The 22454-nt window shown below is 67.1% G+C and carries 23 protein-coding genes; 10 read left to right on the top strand and 13 right to left on the bottom strand.

Annotation, left to right across the window (positions count from 1 at the left end; all coding sequences use genetic code 11):
- Positions 1 to 57 precede the first annotated feature (57 nt).
- The 6 genes from rseP to pyrH all read right to left on the bottom strand — a co-directional run bounded on the left by rseP (position 58) and on the right by pyrH (position 5611).
- On the bottom strand, positions 58 to 1416 hold the full coding sequence (gene rseP, locus DQG15_RS07005; RefSeq protein WP_116083972.1) for an RIP metalloprotease RseP: 1359 nt from the start codon (positions 1414 to 1416) through the stop codon (positions 58 to 60).
- Between the two features lie 10 nt (positions 1417 to 1426).
- Positions 1427 to 2605 carry a 1-deoxy-D-xylulose-5-phosphate reductoisomerase gene (dxr, locus tag DQG15_RS07010; protein WP_116083974.1) on the bottom strand — a complete coding sequence of 393 codons (1179 nt, stop codon included), beginning with the start codon at positions 2603 to 2605 and terminating at the stop codon, positions 1427 to 1429.
- Complete coding sequence (locus DQG15_RS07015; RefSeq protein WP_255415114.1) at positions 2602 to 3408, bottom strand: phosphatidate cytidylyltransferase; 807 nt, start codon at positions 3406 to 3408, stop codon at positions 2602 to 2604. Before DQG15_RS07015 ends, dxr begins: the two co-directional genes overlap by 4 nt.
- Positions 3401 to 4126, bottom strand: coding sequence for a polyprenyl diphosphate synthase (gene uppS, locus DQG15_RS07020; protein WP_116083976.1), 726 nt, complete (start codon positions 4124 to 4126; stop codon positions 3401 to 3403). The genes DQG15_RS07015 and uppS overlap by 8 nt, the downstream gene beginning before the upstream one ends.
- Before the next feature lie 53 nt (positions 4127 to 4179).
- Positions 4180 to 4746, bottom strand: a complete 567-nt coding sequence (gene frr, locus DQG15_RS07025; protein WP_116083978.1) for a ribosome recycling factor — start codon at positions 4744 to 4746, stop codon at positions 4180 to 4182.
- 127 nt (positions 4747 to 4873) lie between these two features.
- Positions 4874 to 5611: a UMP kinase gene (gene pyrH, locus DQG15_RS07030; RefSeq protein WP_116083979.1), complete on the bottom strand. Its 738-nt coding sequence runs from the start codon at positions 5609 to 5611 to the stop codon at positions 4874 to 4876.
- Between the two features lie 66 nt (positions 5612 to 5677).
- On the opposite strand from pyrH, the gene miaA reads away from it, so the two are divergent.
- A complete protein-coding gene (gene miaA / locus DQG15_RS07035; RefSeq protein ID WP_116084689.1) occupies positions 5678 to 6568 on the top strand; it encodes a tRNA (adenosine(37)-N6)-dimethylallyltransferase MiaA in 891 nt (296 codons plus the stop codon).
- 25 nt (positions 6569 to 6593) lie between these two features.
- Here the strand turns inward: miaA and DQG15_RS07040 are convergent, their stop codons facing one another.
- A complete protein-coding gene (locus DQG15_RS07040) occupies positions 6594 to 7538 on the bottom strand; it encodes a hydrogen peroxide-inducible genes activator (protein ID WP_116084691.1) in 945 nt (314 codons plus the stop codon).
- A gap of 117 nt (positions 7539 to 7655) precedes the next feature.
- Between DQG15_RS07040 and DQG15_RS07045 the strand changes: the two genes are divergently transcribed.
- A complete protein-coding gene (locus DQG15_RS07045; RefSeq protein ID WP_116083981.1) occupies positions 7656 to 9158 on the top strand; it encodes a catalase in 1503 nt (500 codons plus the stop codon).
- A gap of 104 nt (positions 9159 to 9262) precedes the next feature.
- Here the strand turns inward: DQG15_RS07045 and DQG15_RS07050 are convergent, their stop codons facing one another.
- Positions 9263 to 10204: a calcium/sodium antiporter gene (locus tag DQG15_RS07050; protein WP_116083983.1), complete on the bottom strand. Its 942-nt coding sequence runs from the start codon at positions 10202 to 10204 to the stop codon at positions 9263 to 9265.
- 138 nt (positions 10205 to 10342) lie between these two features.
- A complete protein-coding gene (locus DQG15_RS07055; RefSeq protein ID WP_116084692.1) occupies positions 10343 to 11449 on the bottom strand; it encodes a cystathionine gamma-lyase in 1107 nt (368 codons plus the stop codon).
- A gap of 120 nt (positions 11450 to 11569) precedes the next feature.
- On the opposite strand from DQG15_RS07055, the gene DQG15_RS07060 reads away from it, so the two are divergent.
- Positions 11570 to 12193 carry a ParA family protein gene (locus DQG15_RS07060; RefSeq protein ID WP_198665106.1) on the top strand — a complete coding sequence of 208 codons (624 nt, stop codon included), beginning with the start codon at positions 11570 to 11572 and terminating at the stop codon, positions 12191 to 12193.
- Positions 12194 to 12211: 18 nt separating this feature from the next.
- On the opposite strand, the gene DQG15_RS07065 is transcribed toward DQG15_RS07060, so the two are convergent.
- Positions 12212 to 12841, bottom strand: coding sequence for a DnaJ domain-containing protein (locus DQG15_RS07065; protein WP_116083984.1), 630 nt, complete (start codon positions 12839 to 12841; stop codon positions 12212 to 12214).
- A 124-nt stretch (positions 12842 to 12965) separates the two neighbouring features.
- Between DQG15_RS07065 and DQG15_RS07070 the strand changes: the two genes are divergently transcribed.
- Complete coding sequence (locus DQG15_RS07070) at positions 12966 to 13223, top strand: BolA family transcriptional regulator (protein ID WP_116083986.1); 258 nt, start codon at positions 12966 to 12968, stop codon at positions 13221 to 13223.
- 9 nt (positions 13224 to 13232) lie between these two features.
- Here DQG15_RS07070 and DQG15_RS18845 read toward each other — a convergent pair whose 3' ends face one another.
- Together DQG15_RS18845 and gatB are read right to left on the bottom strand one after the other, a co-directional pair.
- Positions 13233 to 13796 (bottom strand): DUF4177 domain-containing protein, encoded by a 564-nt coding sequence (locus DQG15_RS18845; RefSeq protein ID WP_116083988.1) that lies wholly within the window; start codon positions 13794 to 13796, stop codon positions 13233 to 13235.
- Between the two features lie 359 nt (positions 13797 to 14155).
- Complete coding sequence (gene gatB / locus DQG15_RS07080) at positions 14156 to 15670, bottom strand: Asp-tRNA(Asn)/Glu-tRNA(Gln) amidotransferase subunit GatB (protein WP_116083989.1); 1515 nt, start codon at positions 15668 to 15670, stop codon at positions 14156 to 14158.
- 248 nt (positions 15671 to 15918) lie between these two features.
- Here gatB and DQG15_RS07085 point away from each other — a divergent pair, with 248 nt between their 5' ends.
- The 4 genes from DQG15_RS07085 (at position 15919) to DQG15_RS07100 (ending at position 19419) form a co-directional block, all read left to right on the top strand.
- Positions 15919 to 16569, top strand: coding sequence for a transglycosylase SLT domain-containing protein (locus DQG15_RS07085; protein ID WP_116083991.1), 651 nt, complete (start codon positions 15919 to 15921; stop codon positions 16567 to 16569).
- Positions 16570 to 16763: 194 nt separating this feature from the next.
- Complete coding sequence (locus DQG15_RS07090; protein WP_116084696.1) at positions 16764 to 18374, top strand: peptide chain release factor 3; 1611 nt, start codon at positions 16764 to 16766, stop codon at positions 18372 to 18374.
- A gap of 81 nt (positions 18375 to 18455) precedes the next feature.
- The gene (locus tag DQG15_RS07095) at positions 18456 to 18995 is read left to right on the top strand and encodes a copper chaperone PCu(A)C (protein WP_157968929.1); all 540 of its coding nucleotides are present in this window, start codon (positions 18456 to 18458) and stop codon (positions 18993 to 18995) included.
- A gap of 55 nt (positions 18996 to 19050) precedes the next feature.
- Positions 19051 to 19419, top strand: a complete 369-nt coding sequence (locus DQG15_RS07100; protein WP_116083994.1) for a hypothetical protein — start codon at positions 19051 to 19053, stop codon at positions 19417 to 19419.
- Between the two features lie 101 nt (positions 19420 to 19520).
- Here the strand turns inward: DQG15_RS07100 and DQG15_RS07105 are convergent, their stop codons facing one another.
- Positions 19521 to 19946: an OsmC family protein gene (locus DQG15_RS07105; protein WP_116083996.1), complete on the bottom strand. Its 426-nt coding sequence runs from the start codon at positions 19944 to 19946 to the stop codon at positions 19521 to 19523.
- Between the two features lie 245 nt (positions 19947 to 20191).
- Between DQG15_RS07105 and DQG15_RS07110 the strand changes: the two genes are divergently transcribed.
- Together DQG15_RS07110 and DQG15_RS07115 are read left to right on the top strand one after the other, a co-directional pair.
- Positions 20192 to 21757: a DEAD/DEAH box helicase gene (locus DQG15_RS07110; RefSeq protein WP_116083997.1), complete on the top strand. Its 1566-nt coding sequence runs from the start codon at positions 20192 to 20194 to the stop codon at positions 21755 to 21757.
- Between the two features lie 156 nt (positions 21758 to 21913).
- Positions 21914 to 22438 (top strand): flavodoxin domain-containing protein, encoded by a 525-nt coding sequence (locus tag DQG15_RS07115; RefSeq protein WP_116083999.1) that lies wholly within the window; start codon positions 21914 to 21916, stop codon positions 22436 to 22438.
- The last annotated feature ends 16 nt before the right edge of the window (positions 22439 to 22454 follow it).

Raw genomic sequence — 22454 nt, forward strand, 5'->3', positions numbered from 1 at the left:
CGCATAGGCCCGGCGCGCCGGAAAGTCCATCCGGCACCGCCACAGGGTCTCAGGACCTCAGGGGCAGAAGAGGTCGTTGGTCAGGGCGAAGATCATGAGCGCCAGCATCAGCGCCATACCGCCCGCCATCAGGATCCGAAGCGCCCGGTCACTGGGGGGGCGGCGCGCCACGGCCTCGTAGGCGTAGAACACCAGATGGCCGCCATCGAGAACGGGAATCGGGAAGAGGTTCAGAAGGCCCACGGCGGTGGAGAGGACCGCGATGAACCAGATGAACGTGCTCGGCCCCTGGCTCGCCGCGGCGCCGCTGGTTTCCGCGATCCCGAGCGGACCGCGCAGGTTGCACGAGGAAATCGCGCCGGTGACCATGTGCCACAGACCGGAAAGGGAGGACCGGACGATGAAGAGCGTCTGCTCGGCGCCCTGCCCGATGGCGGTGAACGGGCTCGGCGTCACGGTCACGGGCTCGAAGGCGAGACTTCCGGTCAGCCCCAGAAGCCAGCGCGTCTCGAACCCGCCGCCCGTCACGGGCATGTCCACGGAGCGCGGCGCGAGGGCCGCCGTGAAGGTCTCGCCGGCACGCCAGATCCCGAGGTCCAGCTCTGCGCCTTTGCTCACCGTCACGATCTTCTGCAGATCCCGGAAGGAGGAAATCGGCGTGCCGTCGGCGGAGACGATCACGTCTCCCGGCTTCAGCCCCGCATCCCAGGCCGCCGATTGTGGCTGCACGGTGGAGACGACGGGCGGGAACGGAAACGGGCCCTCGACCTCGGTCTCCGCGCCGTTCCGGCGCACGGTGTAAGGCGTTGTCGCACCATCGGTATCCAGCTGAGCCGCAACCTCGTAGATCCCTCCAAGGGTGGAGACGTCCCGGCCGCCGACGGACAGGATCTCGTCACCGGCCTCCAGACCCTGCACCTCTGCCGGAAGCGGGACCAACGCGCGGATCGTCGCCGGTTCACGCGGCGTGCCCTGGTAGAGGATCACCGCGGCGAAGACGAGGATCGACAGGATGAAGTTGAAGACCGGCCCGGCAGCGACGGTCGCGGCGCGGGCCCAGAGCGGCGCGCCGTGCATCGTGCTGCGCATCTCCTGCCGCAGAAGTTTCTCGTTCGTGCCTCCGGGCGCGGTCTCCGGCGCTCGCGTCACGGAGGCCGGGTCCGCGTCCCCCTTGAACTTGACGTAGCCGCCGAAGGGCAGCGCGGCGATCTGCCAATACGTGCCGCGCCTGTCCGTCCGGCCGAAGAGCACGGGCCCGAAACCGATCGAGAAGACGTCCGCCTTAATCCCGCTCCAACGGCCGACGATGTAGTGACCGAACTCGTGGACGAAGACGATGATCGACAGCGCCAGCACGAAGGCGATGGCCGTCCATACGAGGCCACCGAATGACGGCAGGAGGGCGGTCAGGTCCATGAAACTTTCCTCAGACGGTCTGGCTCAGGCGCGTTGCGGCGCCCCGGGCTCTGGCACGGGCGGCGGCGTCGGTGTCGAGGACGTCGCCGAGGGAAACCTCTCCCCGGCGGCTGGTTTCGCCGCTGGCGTCCATCTCGTCCAGCACCGTCTCGACAATGTGAGCCATGTCGGTGAACCGGACCTGCCGTGCGAGAAACGCGTCGAGCGCGGCTTCCTTGGCCGCGTTGAACGCCGCCCCCGTGAGCCCGCCGCGCGCCATGACGTCGCGGGCAAGACGCAGCGCGGGCCAGCGCGTCTCGTCCGGCGGGCGAAACGACAGCTGGCCGATCTTCGCAAGATCGAGCCGCTCCACGGGCAGCGTCCGGCGGTCCGGCCAGTCGAGCGCATGGCCGATGGCATGGCGCATGTCCGGCGGCCCGAGATGCGCCATCACCCCGCCGTCGACGAACCCGACGAGGGCGTGAACGATGCTCTCGTGATGGATCAGCACCTCAATGCGCTCCGGTGCAAATCCAAAAAACTCTTTCGCTTCTATGACTTCCAGGGCCTTGTTGAACATGGACGCACTGTCCACCGTGATCCGGTTTCCCATCGCCCAGTTCGGATGCCGCCCGGCCTCCTCCGGCGTCGCCTCGGCCAGTCGCTCCAGCGGCCAGTCCCTGAGCGCGCCGCCGGAGGCCGTGATGATGACCCGCTCGACGGCGGCGGGATCCTCGCCCCGGAGCGCCTGGAAGATCGCCGAATGCTCGCTGTCGACCGGCAGGATGGTGGCGCCCGATGCCGCAGCGCGGGAGAGGACCAGGGGGCCGGCGGCGACGAGCGTTTCCTTGTTGGCAAGTGCCAGCGAGGTTCCCGCCTCGATCGCGGCGAGGCCCGGCGCGAGGCCAGCGGCCCCGACGATGGCGGACATCACCCAATCGGCCGGGCGCGCCGCAGCCTCCGCGATGGCCTCCGCCCCTGCCGCGGCTTCGATCCCCGCCGGGAGTGCGTCCTTCAGCTGGCCGAGGAGGTCAGGCTCCGAGGTGACAGCGATGGCCGCGCCCGTCTCCGCCGCCTGGCGGGCCAGAAGCTCGACGTTCCGCCCGCCCGTCAGCGCGACGACGTCATACTCTTCCGGCCGCCCCGCGATGAGCGAGAGGGTCGATTGGCCGATCGAACCGGTGGAGCCCAGAATGCTGACGCGCTTCACAGATCGACTCGGGGAATGTCCACGAAGAGGGCGATCACCAGCAGGAAGAGGGAGGCGCCCAAAAGCCCGTCAAAACGGTCGAAGAGGCCGCCATGGCCGGGAATCAGGGCCGAGCTGTCCTTCACCCCCATGCGCCGCTTGAGCGCGCTTTCGGCGATATCGCCCATCTGGCTGGCCAGTGAGAGCAGCATGGACACCCAGACAAGGCCCCACCCGGCATCGGTGAAGACGAGGAAGAGCGCACCGACGAGCCCCGCTCCGATCCAGCCAGCTGCCGTGCCCGACCATGTCTTCTTGGGGCTGACACGCGGCCAGAATTTCGGCCCGCCGATGGACTTCCCGGCGAAGTAGCCGAGCACGTCGGTCGCGATGACCACCAGGATCAGCCAGTAAAGCCAGATGCCGCCATACTCGTCGCGGAAGCTGACGAGGCCCCACCCCGCCGCGACGATCATCACCGCAAAGCAGAAGAAGGTCAGCCGCTCGCGAGACATGGCGAACGTGCCGAGGATCGCGGGCAGGAAGATCAGGAGGAGGAACCACTGCTCCTGCGTCCCGAGAAGGCCCGACAGGATGCTGGCGGTGCCGGCGGCGAGCATCATCGAGAAGACGATCGACTCGGGCCGGATCATCCGCGCCAGTTCCCACATCAGGATCGCCGTCACGAAGACGGTGAGCATCTGAAACCAGACGCCGCCGAAATGAACGGCAAAGATACCGATCACCACCATCGCCGCGGAGGAGGCGGCCCGGTCCCGCAGATCGTTCCAGCGCGACGTCGTTGCAGCACTCGGATCAGGCACGAACGGCTCCGAAGCGACGTTCGCGCGAGCCGTATCCTGCGAGCACGGACCCGAAGCAGTCAGCGGTGAAATCGGGCCAGAGCGTGTCGACGAACTCGTATTCGGCGTAGGCGCTCTGCCAGAGAAGGAAGTTAGAAATGCGGGCCTCTCCGCTTGTTCGGATCACCAGGTCAGGATCCGGCAGAAGCCACGTATCGAGGAAGCGCGCGAGCGTCTCGGCTCCGACATCCTCCGGCTTCAGCCGTCCCGCCGCGACCTCGTGGGCGAGGCGCTGCGTCGCCCGCGTGACCTCGTCCCGACCGCCGTAGTTCAGCGCGATGGTGAGGTGCACCCGGTCGTTCGACTTGGTGAGGGTTTCCAGATCGTCCATCAGCTTGACCAGCTTGGCATCGAGCTTCACCCGGTCGCCGATGAACCGCACGCGGACGCCCTTGTTCAGGAGCCGCGTCGCCTCCTTGGTGATGTACCGGCGGAACAGCGTCATGAGGCCGGAGACTTCGGCCTGGGTGCGCTTCCAGTTCTCGGTGGAGAAGGCGAAGATCGTCAGATAGCGGACGCCGAAATCGGGGCAGGCCTCGACGATCTCACTGACACGGCGCGCGCCGGCCTGATGGCCGAAGATGCGCGGACGGCCGCGGGACGTCGCCCAGCGGCCGTTGCCGTCCATGATGATGGCGACATGCTCGGGTACGATCTGGAATCTCTCCTTGCCGGACATGACCGGTCTCCTCCCCTGCGCACGCCTGCCAGGCGGCACGGTCCGCTACAGTCTCAGACCTGCATGATCTCCGCCTGCTTGTGCTCCAGCGCGGCGTCGACGGCGGCGATGCCCTTGTCGGTGGCCGCCTGGATCTCGTCCGTCCAGATCTTCTGGTCGTCCTCGGGCATACCGTTGGACTTTGCCTTTTTCAGGGCGTCCATCCCGTCCCGGCGCACGTTGCGTACCGCGACGCGGGCATGCTCGGCATATTGCGAGGCGACCTTCGTGAGTTCCCTCCGGCGCTCCTCGTTCAGCTCCGGAATGGGCAGGCGGATAATCGTTCCGTCGACCACCGGGTTGATTCCGAGACCGCTCTCGCGGATCGCCTTCTCCGCCTTGGACACCAGCGACTTGTCCCAGATGTTGATCGCGATCATCCGCGACTCGGGCACGTTCACCGTGCCGATCTGGTTGATCGGGGTGGATGTGCCGTAGGCATCCACCATCACCGGCTCCACCATCGAGGCGGAGGCGCGTCCGGTCCTGAGAGACAGAAATTCGTGCTTCAGCGCTGTCAGCGCGCCCTCCATCCGGCGCTGGATGTCGCCCATGTCGGGTTCTTCGTACTCCGCTGCCATATGACCGTCGTCCTCGCAAACATGCTGTCTTGTGCGCGGAGGTTCTACCGGGAGCACGCACGGTTGTATAGGTCCGCAAGCCTTAAGGGAGGATTAACCGAAGACGGATCCGACCCGGCGCGCCGCCTCAGCCCTTCACGGTGGTATAGGTGCCCTGCCCTGCGAGGATCCCGCGGAAACCGCCCGGCTCGTCGAGGCTGAAGACGATGATCGGCAGATCGTTGTCACGCGCGAGCGCGATGGCGGAGGCGTCCATCACCTTGAGGTGCTTGGCGAGGCAATCGTCGTAGCTCACCGTCTCGTAGCGCTTGGCATCGGGGTTCAGCATCGGATCGCTGTCATAGACGCCGTCGACCTTGGTGCCCTTGAAGATCGCCTCGCAGGCCATCTCGTTGGCACGAAGCGTGGCCGCCGTGTCGGTCGTGAAGTAGGGGTTCCCGGTGCCGGCGGCGAAGATGCAGACTCGCTTCTTCTCGAGGTGACGCACGGCGCGGCGGCGAAGATACGGCTCGCAGACCTGGTCCATCGGAATCGCCGAGATGACGCGGGTGAAGACGCCGAGCTCCTCGAGCGCGGATTGCATCGCCAGCGCGTTCATCACCGTCGCGAGCATGCCCATGTAGTCGGCCGTGGTGCGTTCCATCCCCTGGGCGGAGCCCTGGAGGCCGCGGAAGATGTTTCCGCCGCCGATCACCATGCAGATCTCGACGCCCATGTCGTGGACGGACTTCACCTCGGCGGCGATGCGCTGCACTGTCGGCGGATGCAGGCCGTAGCCCTGGTCGCCCATCAGCGCCTCGCCCGAGATCTTCAGAAGAACACGGGAGTAGGAGGGTTTCGCCGGAGTTTCGCCACTGACCTGCATGAAATATCCCTCGCTCTGCCGCGATGGCCCTTGAACACCGAAAGCTCCGCCGCTTCAACCGCTCAGATGATTGACGCTGCCCTCCTTGATGCGCTTGCCGCCCTCCCCCCGGATCGTCCCGTCCTGATTGCGGGGCCGACGGCGAGCGGAAAGTCCGCCCTCGCGCTGCGGATCGCGGAAGAGGCGGGCGGCGTCATCGTCAATGCCGATGCGCTGCAGGTCTACGCCCACTGGAGCGTCCTGACGGCGCGGCCGGGCCCTCGCGACCTCGCCCGCGCACCGCATGCGCTTTACGGACATGTGGCGCGGGAGGCGCCCTATTCGGCGGGGCACTGGCTGCGGGAGGCGGAGGACGTCCTCCGCGGCGGCGTGCGGCCGATCTTCACCGGGGGGACGGGGCTTTACTTCATGGCACTCACGGAGGGGCTGGCGCCCGTGCCGGACGTGCCGGCGGAGGTCCGGGCGGAGGCGGACGGACTGTCGCTCGCCGAACTGTCGGAGGGACTCGATGAGCCGACCCGTGCGAGGACCGACATGGCCAACCGCGCGCGGGTGCAACGGGCCTGGGAGGTGCTCCGCGCGACGGGGCGCGGCCTTGCGGCATGGCAGGCGGAGCAGCCGGCCCCACCCCTGCCGCCCGGCGAGGCGCTGAGGATCGTGGTGGACGCTCCGACAGACTGGCTGAACCCGCGCCTCGCGCGGCGCTTCGATGCGATGCTGGAAGGCGGGGCGCTCGAGGAGGCGCGCGCCAATCTAAGCCGCTACGACCCGGCCCGCCCCGGGGACCGGGCCATCGGTGCGCCGGAGCTCGTCTCCCACCTGCGCGGCGAGATCACGCTCGAGACCGCGCGGGACCGCGCCGTCATCGCCACCCGGCAATATGCCAAGCGCCAGCGGACGTGGTTCCGCCGCCGCATGGGCGACTGGCTGGCCGTGCGGGGCGCCGATCTGCCTTGAGCGGCGGCGGGAAACCCCGGACAGATCAGGCCGGAACGGCGGCTCTCGCACGGGCAATCAGGGTCTCGCCGGCCTTTGCGAAGAGAGAGGCCAGCGCCTCGAACCAGTCCGTCTCCCCCTCCTGTCCGGCCCGCCGCACCAGCGCGAGCGTGCGAGCGGGCTCCGGCGCGGCGAAGCGATGGAGGGCCATGTCCGGGGCGGACGCGGTCTCGGACGGCACCGCGATCTCGGGCAGCAGCGTCAAACCGAACCCCTGGGCGACAAGGCCGCAGAGCGTTGCGAGGGAGGACGCCCCGAGATCCACCCGCCTCCGCCCCGGATCGAGACCGCAGGCGGCGATCGCCTGGTCGGCAAGGCAATGCCCCTCGTCAAGAAGGAGAAGCTGCTCGGGATCGAGCTCGGAGGGCTTCGGCGTCACCGCTCCCCCCTCCCCGGCAAGCCCCTCGATCCGGGCACGGCTGCCGGCAAGCAGGAAGCGGTCCTCGAAGAGCGGCCGCACGGCAAGATCGGCTCCGGAGGCAGGCAGGGCCACCAGCGCCGCATCCAGCCGCCCCTTGTCGAGACTGTCGAAGAGCACGTTCGTCTGCGCCTCGCGCACGCGGATGTCGAGCGTCAGGTCCGACGCGCGCAGCCGCGTCAGCGCGACGGGCAGGATATAGGGCGCGACCGTCGGGATGACGCCGATGTTGAGCTGACCCGAAAGCCCCTGCCCCCGCCGCGGCAGCGCCTCGATCTCCGCCATCTCCGCCAAAACCCGGCGCGCCCGGGACAGGACCTCCCGCCCCAGCCGCGTCAGCTTCAGGCCGCCCGGCATGCGCTCCACCAGCTTGCCGCCGAGCGCCGCCTCGAGATCCCTGATCTGCATCGAGAGCGCGGGCTGGCTGATGCTGACGGCGCGCGCCGCCGCGCCGAAGCTGCCCTCATCGGCAAGGGCTGCGAAGTAGAGAAGATGTCTGGCCGTGATCCGCATGAGCATGCACATAAGCGGCACTTATGTTTCTGCAAAGCGTTTCCGATTTTCTTTTATCGGGCGGCACCACACATCGTTCAGGCAAGACACATTCACATCTAGCCAGGGAGATCCGGCATGGCCGACAAACCCCGCCTGACCACGACTGCGGGCGCTCCGTATGTCTCGAACGACACCAGCCAGACCGCCGGCGCCCGCGGCCCGGTCCTCCTTCAGGATTACCAGCTGATCGAAAAGCTGGCCCACCAGAACCGTGAGCGCATCCCGGAGCGGGTCGTCCACGCCAAGGGTTGGGGCGCGCAAGGCACGTTCCGCGTCACCCACGACATCACGAAATATACCTGCGCCAAGGTGTTCCGCCCGGGCACCGAGACCGAGGTCCTGTCCCGCTGGTCCACCGTGGCCGGCGAAAGCGGCGCCGCCGATGCGGAGCGGGACGTTCGCGGCTTCTCGCTGAAGTTCTACACCGAGGACGGCAACTGGGACATGGTGGGGAACAACACCCCCGTCTTCTTCGTCCGCGATGCCTACAAGTTCCCGGACTTCATCCGCACGCAGAAGCGTCACCCCAAGACCAACCTGCGCTCGCCCGAGGCGATGTTCGACTTCTGGGCCGGCCAGCCCGAGAGCGTGCATCAGGTGACGATCCTGATGTCCGACCGTGGCATCCCGGTGAACCCGATGCGCATGAACGGCTACGGCTCCCACACCTTCTCGCTCTGGAACGAGGCGGGCGAGCGCACTTGGGTCAAGTTCCACTTCAAGACCCAGCAGGGCCACAAGCACCACACCAACGAGGAGGCGGAGGCGCTCATCGGCAAGACCCGTGAGAGCTACCAGGAAGACCTCTTCAACGCGATCGACTCCGGTGACTTCCCCAAGTGGACGCTCTTCATCCAGGTGATGAAGGAGGAGGACGCCCCGAAACAGTCCTTCAACCCGTTCGACGTCACCAAGGTCTGGCCGCACGGGGACTTCCCGCTGATCGAGGTGGGCGAGCTGGAGATGAACCGCAATCCGGAGAACTACTTCCAGATGGTCGAGAACGCCGCCTTCTCGCCGTCGAACATCGTTCCGGGCATCGGGTTCAGCCCCGACAAGATGCTGCAGGGCCGGATCTTCGCCTATGCGGATGCCCACCGCTATCGCCTCGGCACCCATTACGAGGCGCTTCCGGCCAATGCCGCGAAGAATGCGAACGTGCAGCATTATCACAAAGACGGCGCCATGCGGTTCTTCACCAACGATTTCGGTGATCCGAACGCGTATTACGAGCCGAACCAGTATGACGGCCCGGTCGCCAAACCCGAGGTGGTCGAGCCGCCCCTGCGGATCGACGGGGACGCCGACCGCTACGTGCAGGAGGACAAGGACGCCGACTACGTCCAGCCCCGCGCTCTCTACGAGCTGTTCTCCGACGAGGAGAAGGAGCGTCTCTATGCCAACTACGCTGCCGCAATGGGCCCCTGCTCGCCAGAGGTGAAGGAGCGTTGGTATGCCGTCCTCGAGCGCGTCCATCCCGACTACGCCGCCGGTGTACGCCGTGCGAACGAGCAGATGGACAGCGACGTAAACGCGGTTCCGATCACCGACGACACTCCGGTCGAAGCTGCCGAGTAACGTCGGGCGGTATTGCCTGAACGAGGGCCGGTCCCCACGGGGGCCGGCCTTTTTACTGTGGTGAACCGCGCTTTAGGCAGGATCCGCGGCGGGCGCCTGCCGCATCACGCCCCGCCGGTGGCCCCTGCCGCGAGCCAGGCGACGTAGCCAAGGTAGAGCGCCAGCAGAAGACCGCCCTCCCATCGCCTGATCCGCCAGCCGGTCACGGCGACCGCGACGAGGATCAGGGTCGCGCCTGCCATGATCCAGATGTCCACCTGCGCGATCTGCGCAGGCACCGGGATCGGCTTCACGAGCGCCGTCGCGCCCAGAATGCCGAGGATGTTGTAGATGTTCGAGCCGACGACGTTGCCGAAGGCGAGGTCCCCCTGCCCGCGTAGTGCGGCAATGACGGACGTCACCAGTTCGGGCAGCGAAGTGCCGACGGCGACGAGCGTCAGGCCGATCACCGTGTCGGGCACGCCCCACATCCGCGCCAGATCCGTCGCGCCGCCGACGAGGAGGCCCGCGCCGAAAACCGTCATCGCGATCCCGCCCACCGCGTAGAGCAGGGCAACCGGAAGGCCCACCCCGGGGGCATCCGCCGGAGCCGCCTCCGGCCTGCCCGCGCGCATCTCCAACCGGTAGGCCGCGAAGAGATAGACCGCGAGGCCGAAGAGAAGGGCCAGGCCCGCCCCCCGCGTGAGCACTCCGATGAGGACGACGATCACCGCGGCGAGCGTTGCCAGACCAAGGGAGAGCCCGTCCCGACGAAAGGCGGACGGCGACACCACGACGGGCGCGATGAGGGCCGCGACGCCGAGAATCAGCAGGATATTGGCGATGTTGGAGCCGACGACGTTGCCGACGGCGATCCCCGGCGCACCGGCGAAGGCGGCCTGGAGCGAGGTGAAGAGTTCAGGCGTCGATGTGCCGAACCCAACGACGGTCAGACCGATGAGAAGCGGCGACATGCCAAGCCTTGCCGCGAGCGCGACAGCGCCGCGAACGAGCCCCTCCCCGCCAAGGGCGAGAAGGACGAGACCGGCTCCGATGGACAGGATCATTGGGTGACATTCCGATGTCGGACGAGGGTATGAAACGGGTCCGCCGCCAAGACCGCCCCGTCCGCCGGATGGCCTTGCTGTGCGATGAGAAGATGGGGGGCTCCCCTGCCCGTGTAAAGGCAGGAGTACCGGATAGAATCAGGCTCGATCGAGTGCTTCGATGAGAGCTGGCACCAGGGCCGCTTCCGGCTCGCAACCGATGGAGAGACGCACGAAGCCGCCCGGCACCTCGTCCCCCCACCGCGCCCGTCGCTCGGCGGAGGAATGGACGCCGCCGAAGGAGGTCGCCGACGCCAGGTAGGGGCAACCGGTGATGAACCGCGTCGCCGTCTCCGCATCCGCCAGCGTCAGGCCGATCAGCGTGCCGCCCGAGGACATCTGCCGCGCTGCGAGGTCTGCCTGCGGATGGTCCGGCCGCGTAGGATAGACGAGCCGCTCCACCTTCGGATGCGCCGCCAGAGCGTCCGCCACGGTCTCCGCCGTCGCCCACATGCGCGACAGTCGGACCTCCAGCGTCTCCAGCCCGCGCAGAAGGAGCCACGCATCCATCGGCCCGGGAATGGCGCCGGAGATCTTCCGCCAGTCCCTCACGCGTTCAAGAAGCTCCGCGTCCCGCGTCGCGACATGACCGGCCAGAACGTCCGAATGCCCGTTCGGCGCCTTGGTATCGGAGGCGACGACCACATCTGCTCCAAGATCGAGCGGCCGCTGGCCAAGGGGGGTCATCGTGGTGTTGTCGCAGATCACTCGTCCGCCGGCCGCGTGCACCTCCGCCGCGATCCCGGCGATATCGCAAAGGTCGAGCCCCGGATTGGACGGCGTTTCCAACATGACCAGAGAGACGCCGTCGAAACCGCCCTCCGCCATCCGCGCGGTCGGCCGCATTTCCGCCTCGACGCCGAACCTTTCGAGGACACGCTCGGACAGAAGCCGCGTCGTATAGTAGCCGTCGGACGGCAGGATCAGGCGATCCCCGGCCTTCAGCATCGCCATCAGCCCTGCGGTGATGGCCGCCATGCCGGACGGGAAGAGCACCGAGGGCGCGTCCTCGAGATGGGACAACGCCGCTTCAGCAGCCTCCCATGTGGCGTTGTCACCGCGCCCGTACCCTTTCAGCCCGGACGGATCTCCGGGCAGGTGGAACATGGAGGACAGTCCGATCGGCGCCCGCAGCGGATCGCCCGGCTCGAGACCGTCGTGGTGCAGGTGGAGAAGCGCGGCGGCGCGCGCGGCGGGATCTGTCATGGCGTGGCTCTCCGCGCCCGCATGGCGCATCCCCGTCTAACGCCCTGACCTTCGAGAGAAAAGTGTCCGGCCCGCCGGCTTGTCATGCTAGCGTCATCTCGGACGTCCAGAACCGCACGAATGATGAAGACAATCCTGATCGCGAACAGCAAGGGCGGCTGCGGCAAGACGACCGTGGCGGTGACGCTGGCCGGCGCGCTCGCGCGCGGTGGCTGGACAGTCGCTCTCGCCGATGCCGACCCGCAGAAGAGCGCTCGCCGCTGGCTGAAACGACGCCCGTCGAACGTCCGACCCATCACGCAGGTGGACTGGACCGGTGCCCGCTCCATCGGCAGCGCCCCGAAGGGCCTCGACTGGCTGATCGTGGACGCGCCCGGCGCGCAGGACGAGGCGGCGCTGAAGACCCTCGTTTCCGAATCCCACGCGGTGATCGTCCCGGTCCTGCCCTCGACCTTCGACGCGGAGGCCACGAAGCGCTTCCTGAAGATGCTCGGCGGGATCAAGCGCGTCCGGAAGGGCAAGGCCGAGGCGCTGCTCGTCGCCAATCGCCTGAGGCCGCGGCAGCGCAGTTCCGCCCGCCTCGCGGCGTTCTTCGACAAGATGGGGCAGGCCCCCGTCACCCATGTGACCGAGCGCGCTGCCTATGGCGATCTTGCCGATGAGGGGCTGACGATCTTCGACCGGGACCTCGCGGCGCTCCGGCCCATCCAGGACCAGTGGGCACCGCTGGTGGACGCGCTCTGACGGGCGCCCTGTCGCGGCCTACTCCTTGAAGTTGCGGCTTTCCTTGACCTGATCCCAGGCCCACATGACCTCCTGCAGCCGCTCCTCGTCGGAGCGGTCGCCGCCATTCATGTCGGGGTGCAGGATCTTGATCAGCGCCTTGTAGCTCTTGCGGATCTCCGTCCGCGTCCAGTGATCCTTCGCGTCGAGAATCTCCAGCGCGCGCCGTTCGGTGGGCGGCAGGCGCCGCGTTCCGGTGATCGACTTGCCGGGGTTTCGCGTGGCGTTCTGGCCCAGCACCTGGTGCGGATCGTCCACCCCGAGCCGGGACCACGCCCGCTCCTCCGCCGATTGCCGGAAGGGCTTCGTCTTGCGTTCCCAGACGCGGTCGTTGTCCATGTGCTCGGAGAATTCCTCCTCCGTGGTGCCCTCGAAGAAGTTCCACTTGAGGTTGTATTCCCGGACGTGGGTCTTGCAGAACCAGTAGAAATCGTCGAGCGAATCCGGGGATTTGGGCGCGCGGTACTTGCCGGGCTCCTCGCAGCCCGGATGCTCGCAGACACGCTGGGACGTCTCGAATGCACCGGACATGCCACGACGTCCGCGGGTCCGCTTCTTCTTGTCGCTCGACACGCGCAGGTCGAAGCCGAATGGGTCTGAGGATGCCATGTCAGTCCTTTCGCGGATCGCGGGGTTCGCCCAGGCCAACCGGCAGCGCGGATCGGCCTTTTCGACTCGGAGCGGAGAGTTTACCCCGTGCGAGCCATGAGGGAAGAGGGAAGAAGGTCAAAAAATGTCCATGTCCGACAGGATCAGCTCTCGTCTGGAAGAGGCCTTTGCGCCGCACCGGCTCGAGGTCGAAGACCAGAGCGAGATGCATCGCGGCCACGCGGGATATCAGGAGGGCGGCGAGAGCCACTGGCACGTCGTCATCGCATCCAGCGCCTTCGCGGGCCAAACCCGGATTGCCCGCCACCGCGCGGTTCACGCCGCCCTCGGGCCCGATATCATGGGGCAGATCCACGCCCTGTCGCTCGATATCTCCGAGTAGAGCGGGCGCCTATTCCGCCGCCTGGTCCTTCTTGGGCCCGGCAGGTCCGATCGGCGGGGCGGAGGACGGCCCGTCATCGCGCCCGCGATAGGCGGACAGGGCAGCGGCAGCGGCGGCAGCGGCGTCCTTCTTGTCCTGCGGGGTCTCGTGGGGGTCGCTCGCCGGTTCGGCCTGAACCGGTGCAGCCGCAGTATCGTCCCCTCGCGCTTCGGGCGCGGCAACGGGCGCTTCGGCCGCCTGCACCGGGGCGGACGCAACAGGCGCCGCCGTCACGGCGGAGTGCTGCGGCGAAGGCGCGGTCACGATGCCGGAGCCCTCGGCAGGACTCATCGTGGCGCTTTCGGCCGAGCGGCGGAAGACCAGCATGTTCTGGTAGGTCGTCTTGCGCGAGGCGAGGCCCGAGCGCTCTTCGCAGGGCAGCGTGTCGGCCCGCACGTAATCCCAGCCCTTGGCGCCCAGCTCGTTCATCAGTTCCTCGAGAGCGTAGGCGAAACGATCGGGAGTCGTCTTCAGCCCCTTCACCTTCGTTCCCCGCTCCGGGGCCGGAACAACCTTGTATTCGTATCGCGGCATGTCCCGCTCCTTCGCTCGACCGGCGGACAACCTAATGCAAGAGAGCGGGAAGGAAAAGGGAGCGCCGCCCGCTCCGCCCCGCTAAAAATGCGCGGGGGACAGGACGGAAGACGCGATCGGCGGCATGCCGCTCCGTGCGCCCGATCGGGCTGCGGCGCAGCGGGGCACAAGACGTCCGGATAGCCGAAACTCCGACCACCCGAAGACGCATTTCATTGCTGCGATCACGGCTCCGCCCGCCAAGGATCAGCTGGCGCGGCCAAGCCAGGCGGGAGCGCGCTGCGCCCCTGCCCGTCCATCCACGTGGGCGCGGATCTATCCTTCGGAGGACAATCCCCCGGCCCCGTGGCCCGTGAAACCTAGAGCCCCAGCTTCGCGGTCACGATATCGTTGACCGCCTTGGGGTTCGCCTTGCCGCCGGTGGCCTTCATCACCTGTCCGACGAACCAGCCGGCGAGCTTGGGATTGGCCTGCGCCTTCTGCACCTGCGCCGGGTTGTCCGCGATCACCTGGTCCACAGCGGCCTCGATGGCGCCGGTATCGGTGACCTGGCGCATCCCGCGTTCCTCGACGATGCGAGCCGGATCGCCGCCCTCGGTCCAGACGATCTCGAAGAGGTCCTTGGCGATCTTGCCCGAGATGTCGCCCTTCGAGATCAGGTCGATGATCTGCCCAAGCTGCGCCGCAGAGACCGGGCTGTCTTCGATGTCCCTGTCGTCATCCTTCTTGAGGCGCCCGAAGAGCTCGTTGATCACCCAGTTGGCGGCCAGCTTGCCGTCCCGCCCGACCGCGACCTCTTCGAAATAGGCGGCATTCTCGACCTCGGCGGTCAGCACGCTGGCGTCGTACTCGGTCATCCCGAAACCGGACACGAACCGCGCCTTCTTCTCGTCCGGCAATTCGGGAAGGGTTCCCGCGATATCGTCGACCCAGCCCTGCTCGATCTCGAGCGGCAACAGGTCGGGATCGGGGAAATAGCGGTAATCGTGCGCCTCTTCCTTGGAGCGCTGGCTCCGGGTCTCGCCGCGGTCGGGGTCGAAGCCGCGCGTCTCCTGCACCACCTCGCCGCCATCTTCGAGGATGGCGATCTGGCGCCGTGCCTCGACCTCGATGGCCTGCTGGATGAACCGCGTCGAGTTCATGTTCTTGATCTCGCAGCGGGTGCCCAGGTGGGAGAAGTCCCCGGTCTCGCGGTACTTCTCATAATCGCCCGGACGGCACACCGAGACGTTGACGTCCGCGCGCAGGTTGCCGTTCTGCATGTCGCCGTCGCAGGTCCCGAGATAGCGCATGATCTGACGCAGCTTCAGGATATAGGCCGCAGCCTCCTCCGGGCCGCGGATGTCGGGGCGGCTGACGATCTCCATGAGCGCGACGCCCGCGCGATTGAGATCGACGAAGGACGCGGCGGGATCCATGTCGTGGATCGACTTGCCGGCGTCCTGCTCGAGATGGATCCGCTCGATCCGGACCTTCCGCGCGACGCCGGGGCCCATGTCCACGATCACTTCGCCCTCGCCCACGATGGGATGGTAGAGCTGGCTGATCTGGTAGCCCGCCGGCTGGTCGGGATAGAAGTAGTTCTTCCGGTCGAACGCGGAGAAGAGGTTGATCTGCGCCTTCAGCCCCAGCCCCGTGCGCACCGCCTGAGCGACGCAGTACTCGTTGATCACCGGCAGCATTCCCGGCATCGCGGCATCAACGAAGGCGACGTTGCTGTTGGGCTCGGCGCCGAACGCGGTGGAGGCACCGGAGAAGAGCTTGGCCATCGAGGCGACCTGGGCGTGGACCTCGAGCCCGATCACGAGCTCCCAGTCCTCCTTCGCCCCCTGGATCACCTTGGGCGCTGGGGCATCGTGGGTCAGGTCGAGCATGGCCTCATCTCCTCGGGCGGGTTCGGACCGGCAGGGCCCCTTATTCGGCGCGTATCTCTAGGGGCGCGGGCCGCCCGGAGCAAGCCCGGCCCGGCCCACCGGGGGACCGGTGCATTTTAACCAGATGGTAAGGTCGTGGGCGAGGCTTCGCCGAAAATCCCTTGCCTCCGGGGCAGAAGGTTGTGCGACGGCATCGAATCGGACACCTGTCCTGCCCGTTACCTGGGACAAGTTCACGAGATCATCACATGACACGAGTATTCAGGGCGTTGCGGGCGCTTGCAATCGCGGCCGTGCCTCTCTTCGCGCTCAGTGCGTGCGACGCCGTTCAGGCCAACCGCTCCGTCGAAGCAACCCGCGGCCTGCAAGCGCCGTCCACCCTTCCGGTCATGCGCTGGGACCACCGTCCCGAGGGCAAGACCTGGACGATGACTGCCCTGACCGCCCTCGAGGATCACGGCGCCGTTCTTCCCAACATCATTCCCGGCGATATCGAGCAATGGTGCCCCGCTTACGTCGACGCCACCGAAGAGCAGCGCAAGGCCTTCTGGACCGGCCTTCTCTCCGCTCTTGCCAAGCATGAGAGCACATGGAACCCCGCGGCCGTCGGCGGCGGTGGCAAGTGGTTCGGCCTCGTACAGATCTCCCCTGCCACGGCCCGCTCCTACGGATGCAGCGCCGGGTCCGGGTCCGCGCTCAAGAACGGCGAGGCGAACCTGTCCTGCGCAATCCGCATCATGGCCCGCACCGTGAAGCGCGACGGCGTCATCTCCGCCGGGATGCGCGGCGTGGCGGCCGACTGGGGCCCGTTCCATTCCTCCCGCAAACGCTCGGACATGATGCAGTGGACCCGCAGCCAGCCCTTCTGCCGCGATGCGGACGTGAAGGCGGGTCTCTGAGCGATCCACCCCTGGTTCTGATCTTGAGCGGGCGCCTTCGGGCGCCCGTTTTCGTTCGCGGGCTCGCCGGGAGCGGACAGCAACCTCGCGTGCCCGGACGGGCCGAAGCACCGCTCCTCTTTCCTTCCGGCCCTCCCCCGTCACCGATCCCGCTTTTCGTTGTGCGTCCCGCGCGCGGCCTCTATATCGCGGCCATGCTGGATGCCGCCCCCACCAACCGCCCCGATCTGCCGCCGGAAATCGCCCGCCGCCGGACCTTTGCCATCATCTCGCACCCCGATGCGGGCAAGACGACGCTGACCGAGAAGTTCCTCCTCTTCGGCGGCGCGATCCAGATGGCGGGGCAGGTCCGCGCCAAGGGCGAGGCGCGGCGCACGCGATCGGACTTCATGCAGATGGAGAAGGACCGGGGCATCTCGGTCTCCGCCTCCGCCATGTCCTTTGACTACCAGAAATTCCGCTTCAACCTGGTGGACACGCCGGGCCACAGCGACTTCTCCGAGGACACCTACCGGACCCTGACCGCCGTCGATGCCGCGATCATGGTGATCGATGGGGCCAAGGGCGTCGAAAGCCAGACCCGGAAGCTGTTCGAGGTCTGCCGGATGCGGGACCTGCCGATCCTCACGTTCTGCAACAAGATGGACCGGGAAAGCCGCGACGTCTTCGAGATCGTGGACGAGATCCAGGAGAACCTCGCGATCGACGTGACGCCGGCGTCGTGGCCCATCGGCATCGGCCAGGACTTCCTCGGCTGCTACGACATGCTGAACGACCGGCTCGAGCTGATGGACCGGGCGGACCGAAATCGCGTCGGCACCTCGGTCGAGATCACCGGGCTGGGCGATCCCAAGCTTGCGGACCACGTGCCCGAGCACCTTCTCGCCACCCTTCGCGAGGAGGTCGAGATGGCCCGGGCGCTCTTGCCGCCCCTCGACCGGCAGGCCTTTGCCGAGGGCACCATGACGCCGATCTGGTTCGGCAGCGCGATCAACTCCTTCGGCGTGAAGGAGCTCATGGACGGCATCGCCAATTACGGCCCCGAACCTCAGCCCACCTCCGCCGAGCCGCGCCAGATCGCGCCCGAGGAGGAGAAGGTGTCGGGGTTCGTCTTCAAGGTGCAGGCCAACATGGACCCCAAGCACCGGGACCGCGTCGCGTTCCTGCGCATGTCGTCCGGCCACTTCACCCGCGGCATGAAGCTGACGCATGTGCGTTCGAAGAAGCCGATGACCGTCTCGAATCCCGTCCTCTTCCTCGCGTCGGACCGCGAACTTGCGGACGAGGCGTGGGCCGGGGACATCATCGGCATTCCGAACCATGGCCAGCTCCGCATCGGCGATACCCTGACCGAAGGCGAAGCGCTCAAGGTAACGGGGATTCCCTCCTTCGCGCCGGAGCTTCTGCAGAATTGTCGCGCGGGCGATCCGATGAAGGCCAAGCACCTCGAGAAGGCGCTGATGCAGTTCGCCGAAGAGGGCGCGGCGAAGGTCTTCAAGCCCACGCTCGCCTCAGGCTTCATCGTCGGCGTCGTCGGTCAGTTGCAGTTCGAGGTCCTCGCCAGCCGCATCGAGCTGGAATACGGCCTGCCCGTGCGCTTCGAGCCGTCCCAGTTCACCTCCGCCCGCTGGGTCCACGGCCCCAAGGCGAAGGTCGAGGCCTTCGCGGAGAAGAACAAGGGCCACATGGCCGAGGACAACGACGGCGACCTCGTCTATCTCACGCGCCTGCAATGGGATATCGACCGCGTCGAGCGCGACTATCCCGACCTCACCCTGAGCGCGACGAAGGAGATGATGGTCTGAGGGCGCGTCACATGGATGTCATGCGCGGCGGTTAGGGCACGGGCCCAGCACGATATAACACATCTTCGGAAAGCCCCTGCCATGTCCGCTCCCCTGATCCGGCCTGCCCTTCTCTCCCTCCTGCTTGTGGCCGCGCCGTTTGGCGTCCGTGCGGACTCCCACGAGCATGAGCATGAGCATGATGACCACTCCGAGGACACGCACAACCACGAGGCCGCGCATCTGGCCGAGCTCGACGCGCTGCGCATCCTCCATGCCTGGTCGCGCGCGACGTCCCGTGGGCCGGTTCGTATCTTCATGGAAATCCAGAACCGGGGCGACGCCGGGGCAACCCTGACCTCCGCCACCACCGATCTCGGCGACGCCGTGATCGTCGGCGCTCCCGTCCATGCCGGCGGCGATCCGCTCGAACTGCCCGAGCTGGTCATCGAGGCCGATTCGGACTTCGACCTCGCGCCGCAGACCGTCTATATCGAGATTGCCGAGCCCGCCCGTGCGCTCCAGCAGGGCGACGTCGCCGAAGTGGAACTCACCTTCGCCGATCTGGGCACGGTGGACGTCGATGTGGAGGTCGAAAGTGCAGACGCGACGCAGCATTCCCACGCTGGCCACAATCACTAGCCTCGCTCTAGCCGCGGCGGCCCTGCCGGCCGCGGCCGATCCCGCCGGATGGGATATGGTGACCAGCGTCGAGCTGTCGGAAACCATCAGCGATGACGGCGAATGGCGTGCCGAAAAGGTCTTCCCGGACGCGCTTCGCGCAGCGGCCGAGGAGACCTTCTCCGTGACCGGCTACTACGTCCCCATCGTTCCGGAGGCCTATACGACGACCTTCCTGATCGTGCCGACCCCCGAGGACTGCCCGTTCTGCGGCGGCAAGGGGGGCTTCGGAACGAGCCTCGAAGTCACCACGGCCTCCCCCATCGCCGACATGCCCGAGGGAACGGAGCTCACCGTCTCCGGCACGCTCGAACTGATGGACGATCCTCATACCTTCCAGTCGATGCGTCTGACGGGCGCCAGGGTAACCGGGCCGACGAGCTGAGCCGCTCCGCTTTCGTCCGTCGGTCGACTCAAACGAAAAGGCCCTCGCACCGCAGTGCGAGGGCCATGTCCTGATCCCGTCAGGGATCTGTCGGTCCACGATCAGACGAACTTGGCGTCCATCGTGATCTCGGCATTGATCACCTTGGAGAGCGGGCAGTTCTCCTTGGCGCCGTTCGCCGCTTCCAGGAACTGCGCCTCGGTCGCGTTCGGGACGGAGCCCGTCACGTCCAGGTGCACCTTCGTGATGGCGAAACCGCCGTCCTTTTCCTCCAGCGACACCGTGGCCTTCGTCTCGATGTTGTCCGGGGTCAGGTCGGACTGGCCGAGAACCATCGACAGCGCCATGGAGAAGCAGGCTGCATGGGCCGCGCCCAGGATCTCCTCGGGGTTCGTCCCCGGCTTGCCCTCGAAGCGCGTGTTGAACCCGTAGGGCTGGTCGCTCAGCGCGCCCGTCTGCGTGGATACGTGGCCGGTGCCGTCTTTCAGACCGCCCGACCATTTCGCGGAACCGCTCTTCTTGATCATCGCTCGGTAACTCCCGTCTTATGAATTGAAGTTCGGCCCACCAACGCATCCCGGACCGAACCGGTTGCACGGGGCCTTCGACGCGGGACCGCCGACCCTCGCCGAGATTGACCGCATCGCACCGGTGGTGTAACTGCCCGTGACTCCTTCCCGATCCGCGGGCAGGAACCTTGAGGGGCGCCAGAAGACCGCGTCCCGCCAACGGCGCCGCCGGATACGCCGGACGCCCCACGCGACTGGACCGCATGACCAAGTTTTCCGACCTCAATCTGGACCCCCGGGTTCTCACCGCAATCGAAGAAGCCGGCTACGAGACGCCGACACCGATCCAGGAAGGCGCCATTCCGCCCGCCCTGACCGGACAGGACGTGCTCGGCATCGCACAGACCGGGACCGGCAAGACGGCCAGCTTCACGCTTCCGATGATCACGCTGCTGTCCAAGGGCCGCGCACGGGCCCGCATGCCGCGGAGCCTCGTTCTTGCCCCCACGCGGGAACTCGCGGCGCAGGTCGCAGAGAACTTCGACATCTACGCCAAGCACACCAAGCTGACGAAGGCGCTGCTGATCGGCGGCGTCTCCTTCGGTGAGCAGGACAAGCTGATCGACCGTGGCGTCGACGTGCTGATCGCGACGCCCGGCCGCCTTCTGGACCATTTCGAACGCGGCAAGCTCCTGCTGACCGGCGTTCAGATCATGGTGGTCGACGAGGCGGACCGGATGCTCGACATGGGGTTCATCCCCGACATCGAGCGCATCTTCCAGCTCACGCCCTTCACCCGGCAGACGCTGTTCTTCTCGGCCACCATGCCGTCCGAGATCGAGCGGCTGACCAACACCTTCCTGTCGAACCCGGCGCGCGTGGAGGTTGCCCGTCAGGCCTCGACCTCCGAGACGATCACGCAGGGCGTCGTCTCCTTCAAGCCGTCCCGCAAGGACCGCGCCTTCTCCGAGAAGAGCGCCATGCTCCGCGCAATGATCGCGCGTGAGGGTGATGGTCTGCGAAACGCCATCATCTTCTGCAATCGCAAGCTCGATGTGGATGCGGTCGCAAAGTCGCTCAAGAAGAACGGGTTCAACGCTGAGCCGATCCACGGCGATCTCGACCAGTCCCACCGGACCCGGACCCTGGATGGCTTCCGGGACGGCTCCATCGCCTTCCTCATCGCGTCGGATGTGGCCGCGCGCGGGCTCGACATTCCGAACGTGTCCCATGTCTTCAACTTCGACGTGCCGAACCACGCCGAGGACTACGTTCACCGGATCGGGCGCACGGGCCGGGCGGGGCGCACCGGCGTCGCGCTTATGCTCGCCACCCCGTCGGACGACAAGCAGCTCGCTGCGATCGAGGAGATGATCGGCCAGCCCGTTCCGAAGATCGATGCGCCCGAGGTGCCGAAGGCCCGCAGCCGGACGCGCTCCCGCACCGCCGACGAGGCCGCCGCCCCTGCTGCAGACGCAGCGCCGGCCGAAACCCCGGCCACGGACGCCGCCGGCCAACCCCCGAAGGACGAGGCACCGAAACCGCGGTCTCGTAGCCGATCCCGCAAGCCGGCCGCAACGCCCGCGGTCGAGGCAGAAGCGCCTGCGGCCCCCTCCGCAGAACCACAGGCAGCCGCACCCGAGCCCGAGCGCGCCCAAGACGAGCGCAGCCAGGACGAGGCACCGAAACCTTCCCGCGGCCGATCGCAGCGCAAGTCGTCTTCCCGCCGGGGCGGATCCAACGACAAGAACGGCGACGACGTCGTCGGAATGGGGGACCACGTCCCCGAATTCATCACCAGGTCCTTCCTCGAGCGCAGCCCGAGCTGACTTAGAAAAACGGCAATTTGAAACTGGCGGCCCCTAGGGGTCGCCTTTTTCATGTCCGGCGGTCCTCCCCTTCGTCCGGTTTGACCCGCATCAAGGACAGAGCGGCCCGGATTGCGGCATGGCCCCCTGAATCAGCGGCAAGGAAGGAGGCCTTACATGCGAATCGTGATCGTCTACGCGACGCTTGAGGGGCACACGGGCAAGATCGAAGGCTTCGCCCGTTCCCATCTCGAAGACGCGGGTCACGCAATCCGGCTCATGGACACCGGGAGCGGTGATGTCACGACGCTGGAGGGCGCAGAGGCGGTCATCCTTGCCGCGCCGGTGCACGAGCGTCGCCACCCGGCGCCCTTCGAAGACGCAGTTCGGGCGCTCGGGCCCGAGCTCGCCGCCCGCCCCACGCTCATGCTTTCCGTCAGCCTCAAGGCCGCCTTTGCCGAAGGCCGGGAGGAGGCGCAGGACTATCTGGACGAGATGAAGCTCAGATGCGGCGTGACGTTCACGGCCGAAATCCTCGTGCCGGGCGCGGTCATGCCCCGCAGTTACGATTATTTCGAGAAGGAGGTCGTCCGCTCGGTCGTCCTGCGCGGGCAGGACATCGGGTCAGCCCTCGAGAGGCGCGACTTTACCGACTGGGACGCGCTCGGCCGGGCGTTGACTGACTTCGTCGGTCGCGTCTGATCCAAGCTGAGAAGCC

Source organism: Tropicimonas sp. IMCC34011, assembly GCF_003390865.1.
Lineage (GTDB): Bacteria > Pseudomonadota > Alphaproteobacteria > Rhodobacterales > Rhodobacteraceae > Tropicimonas_B.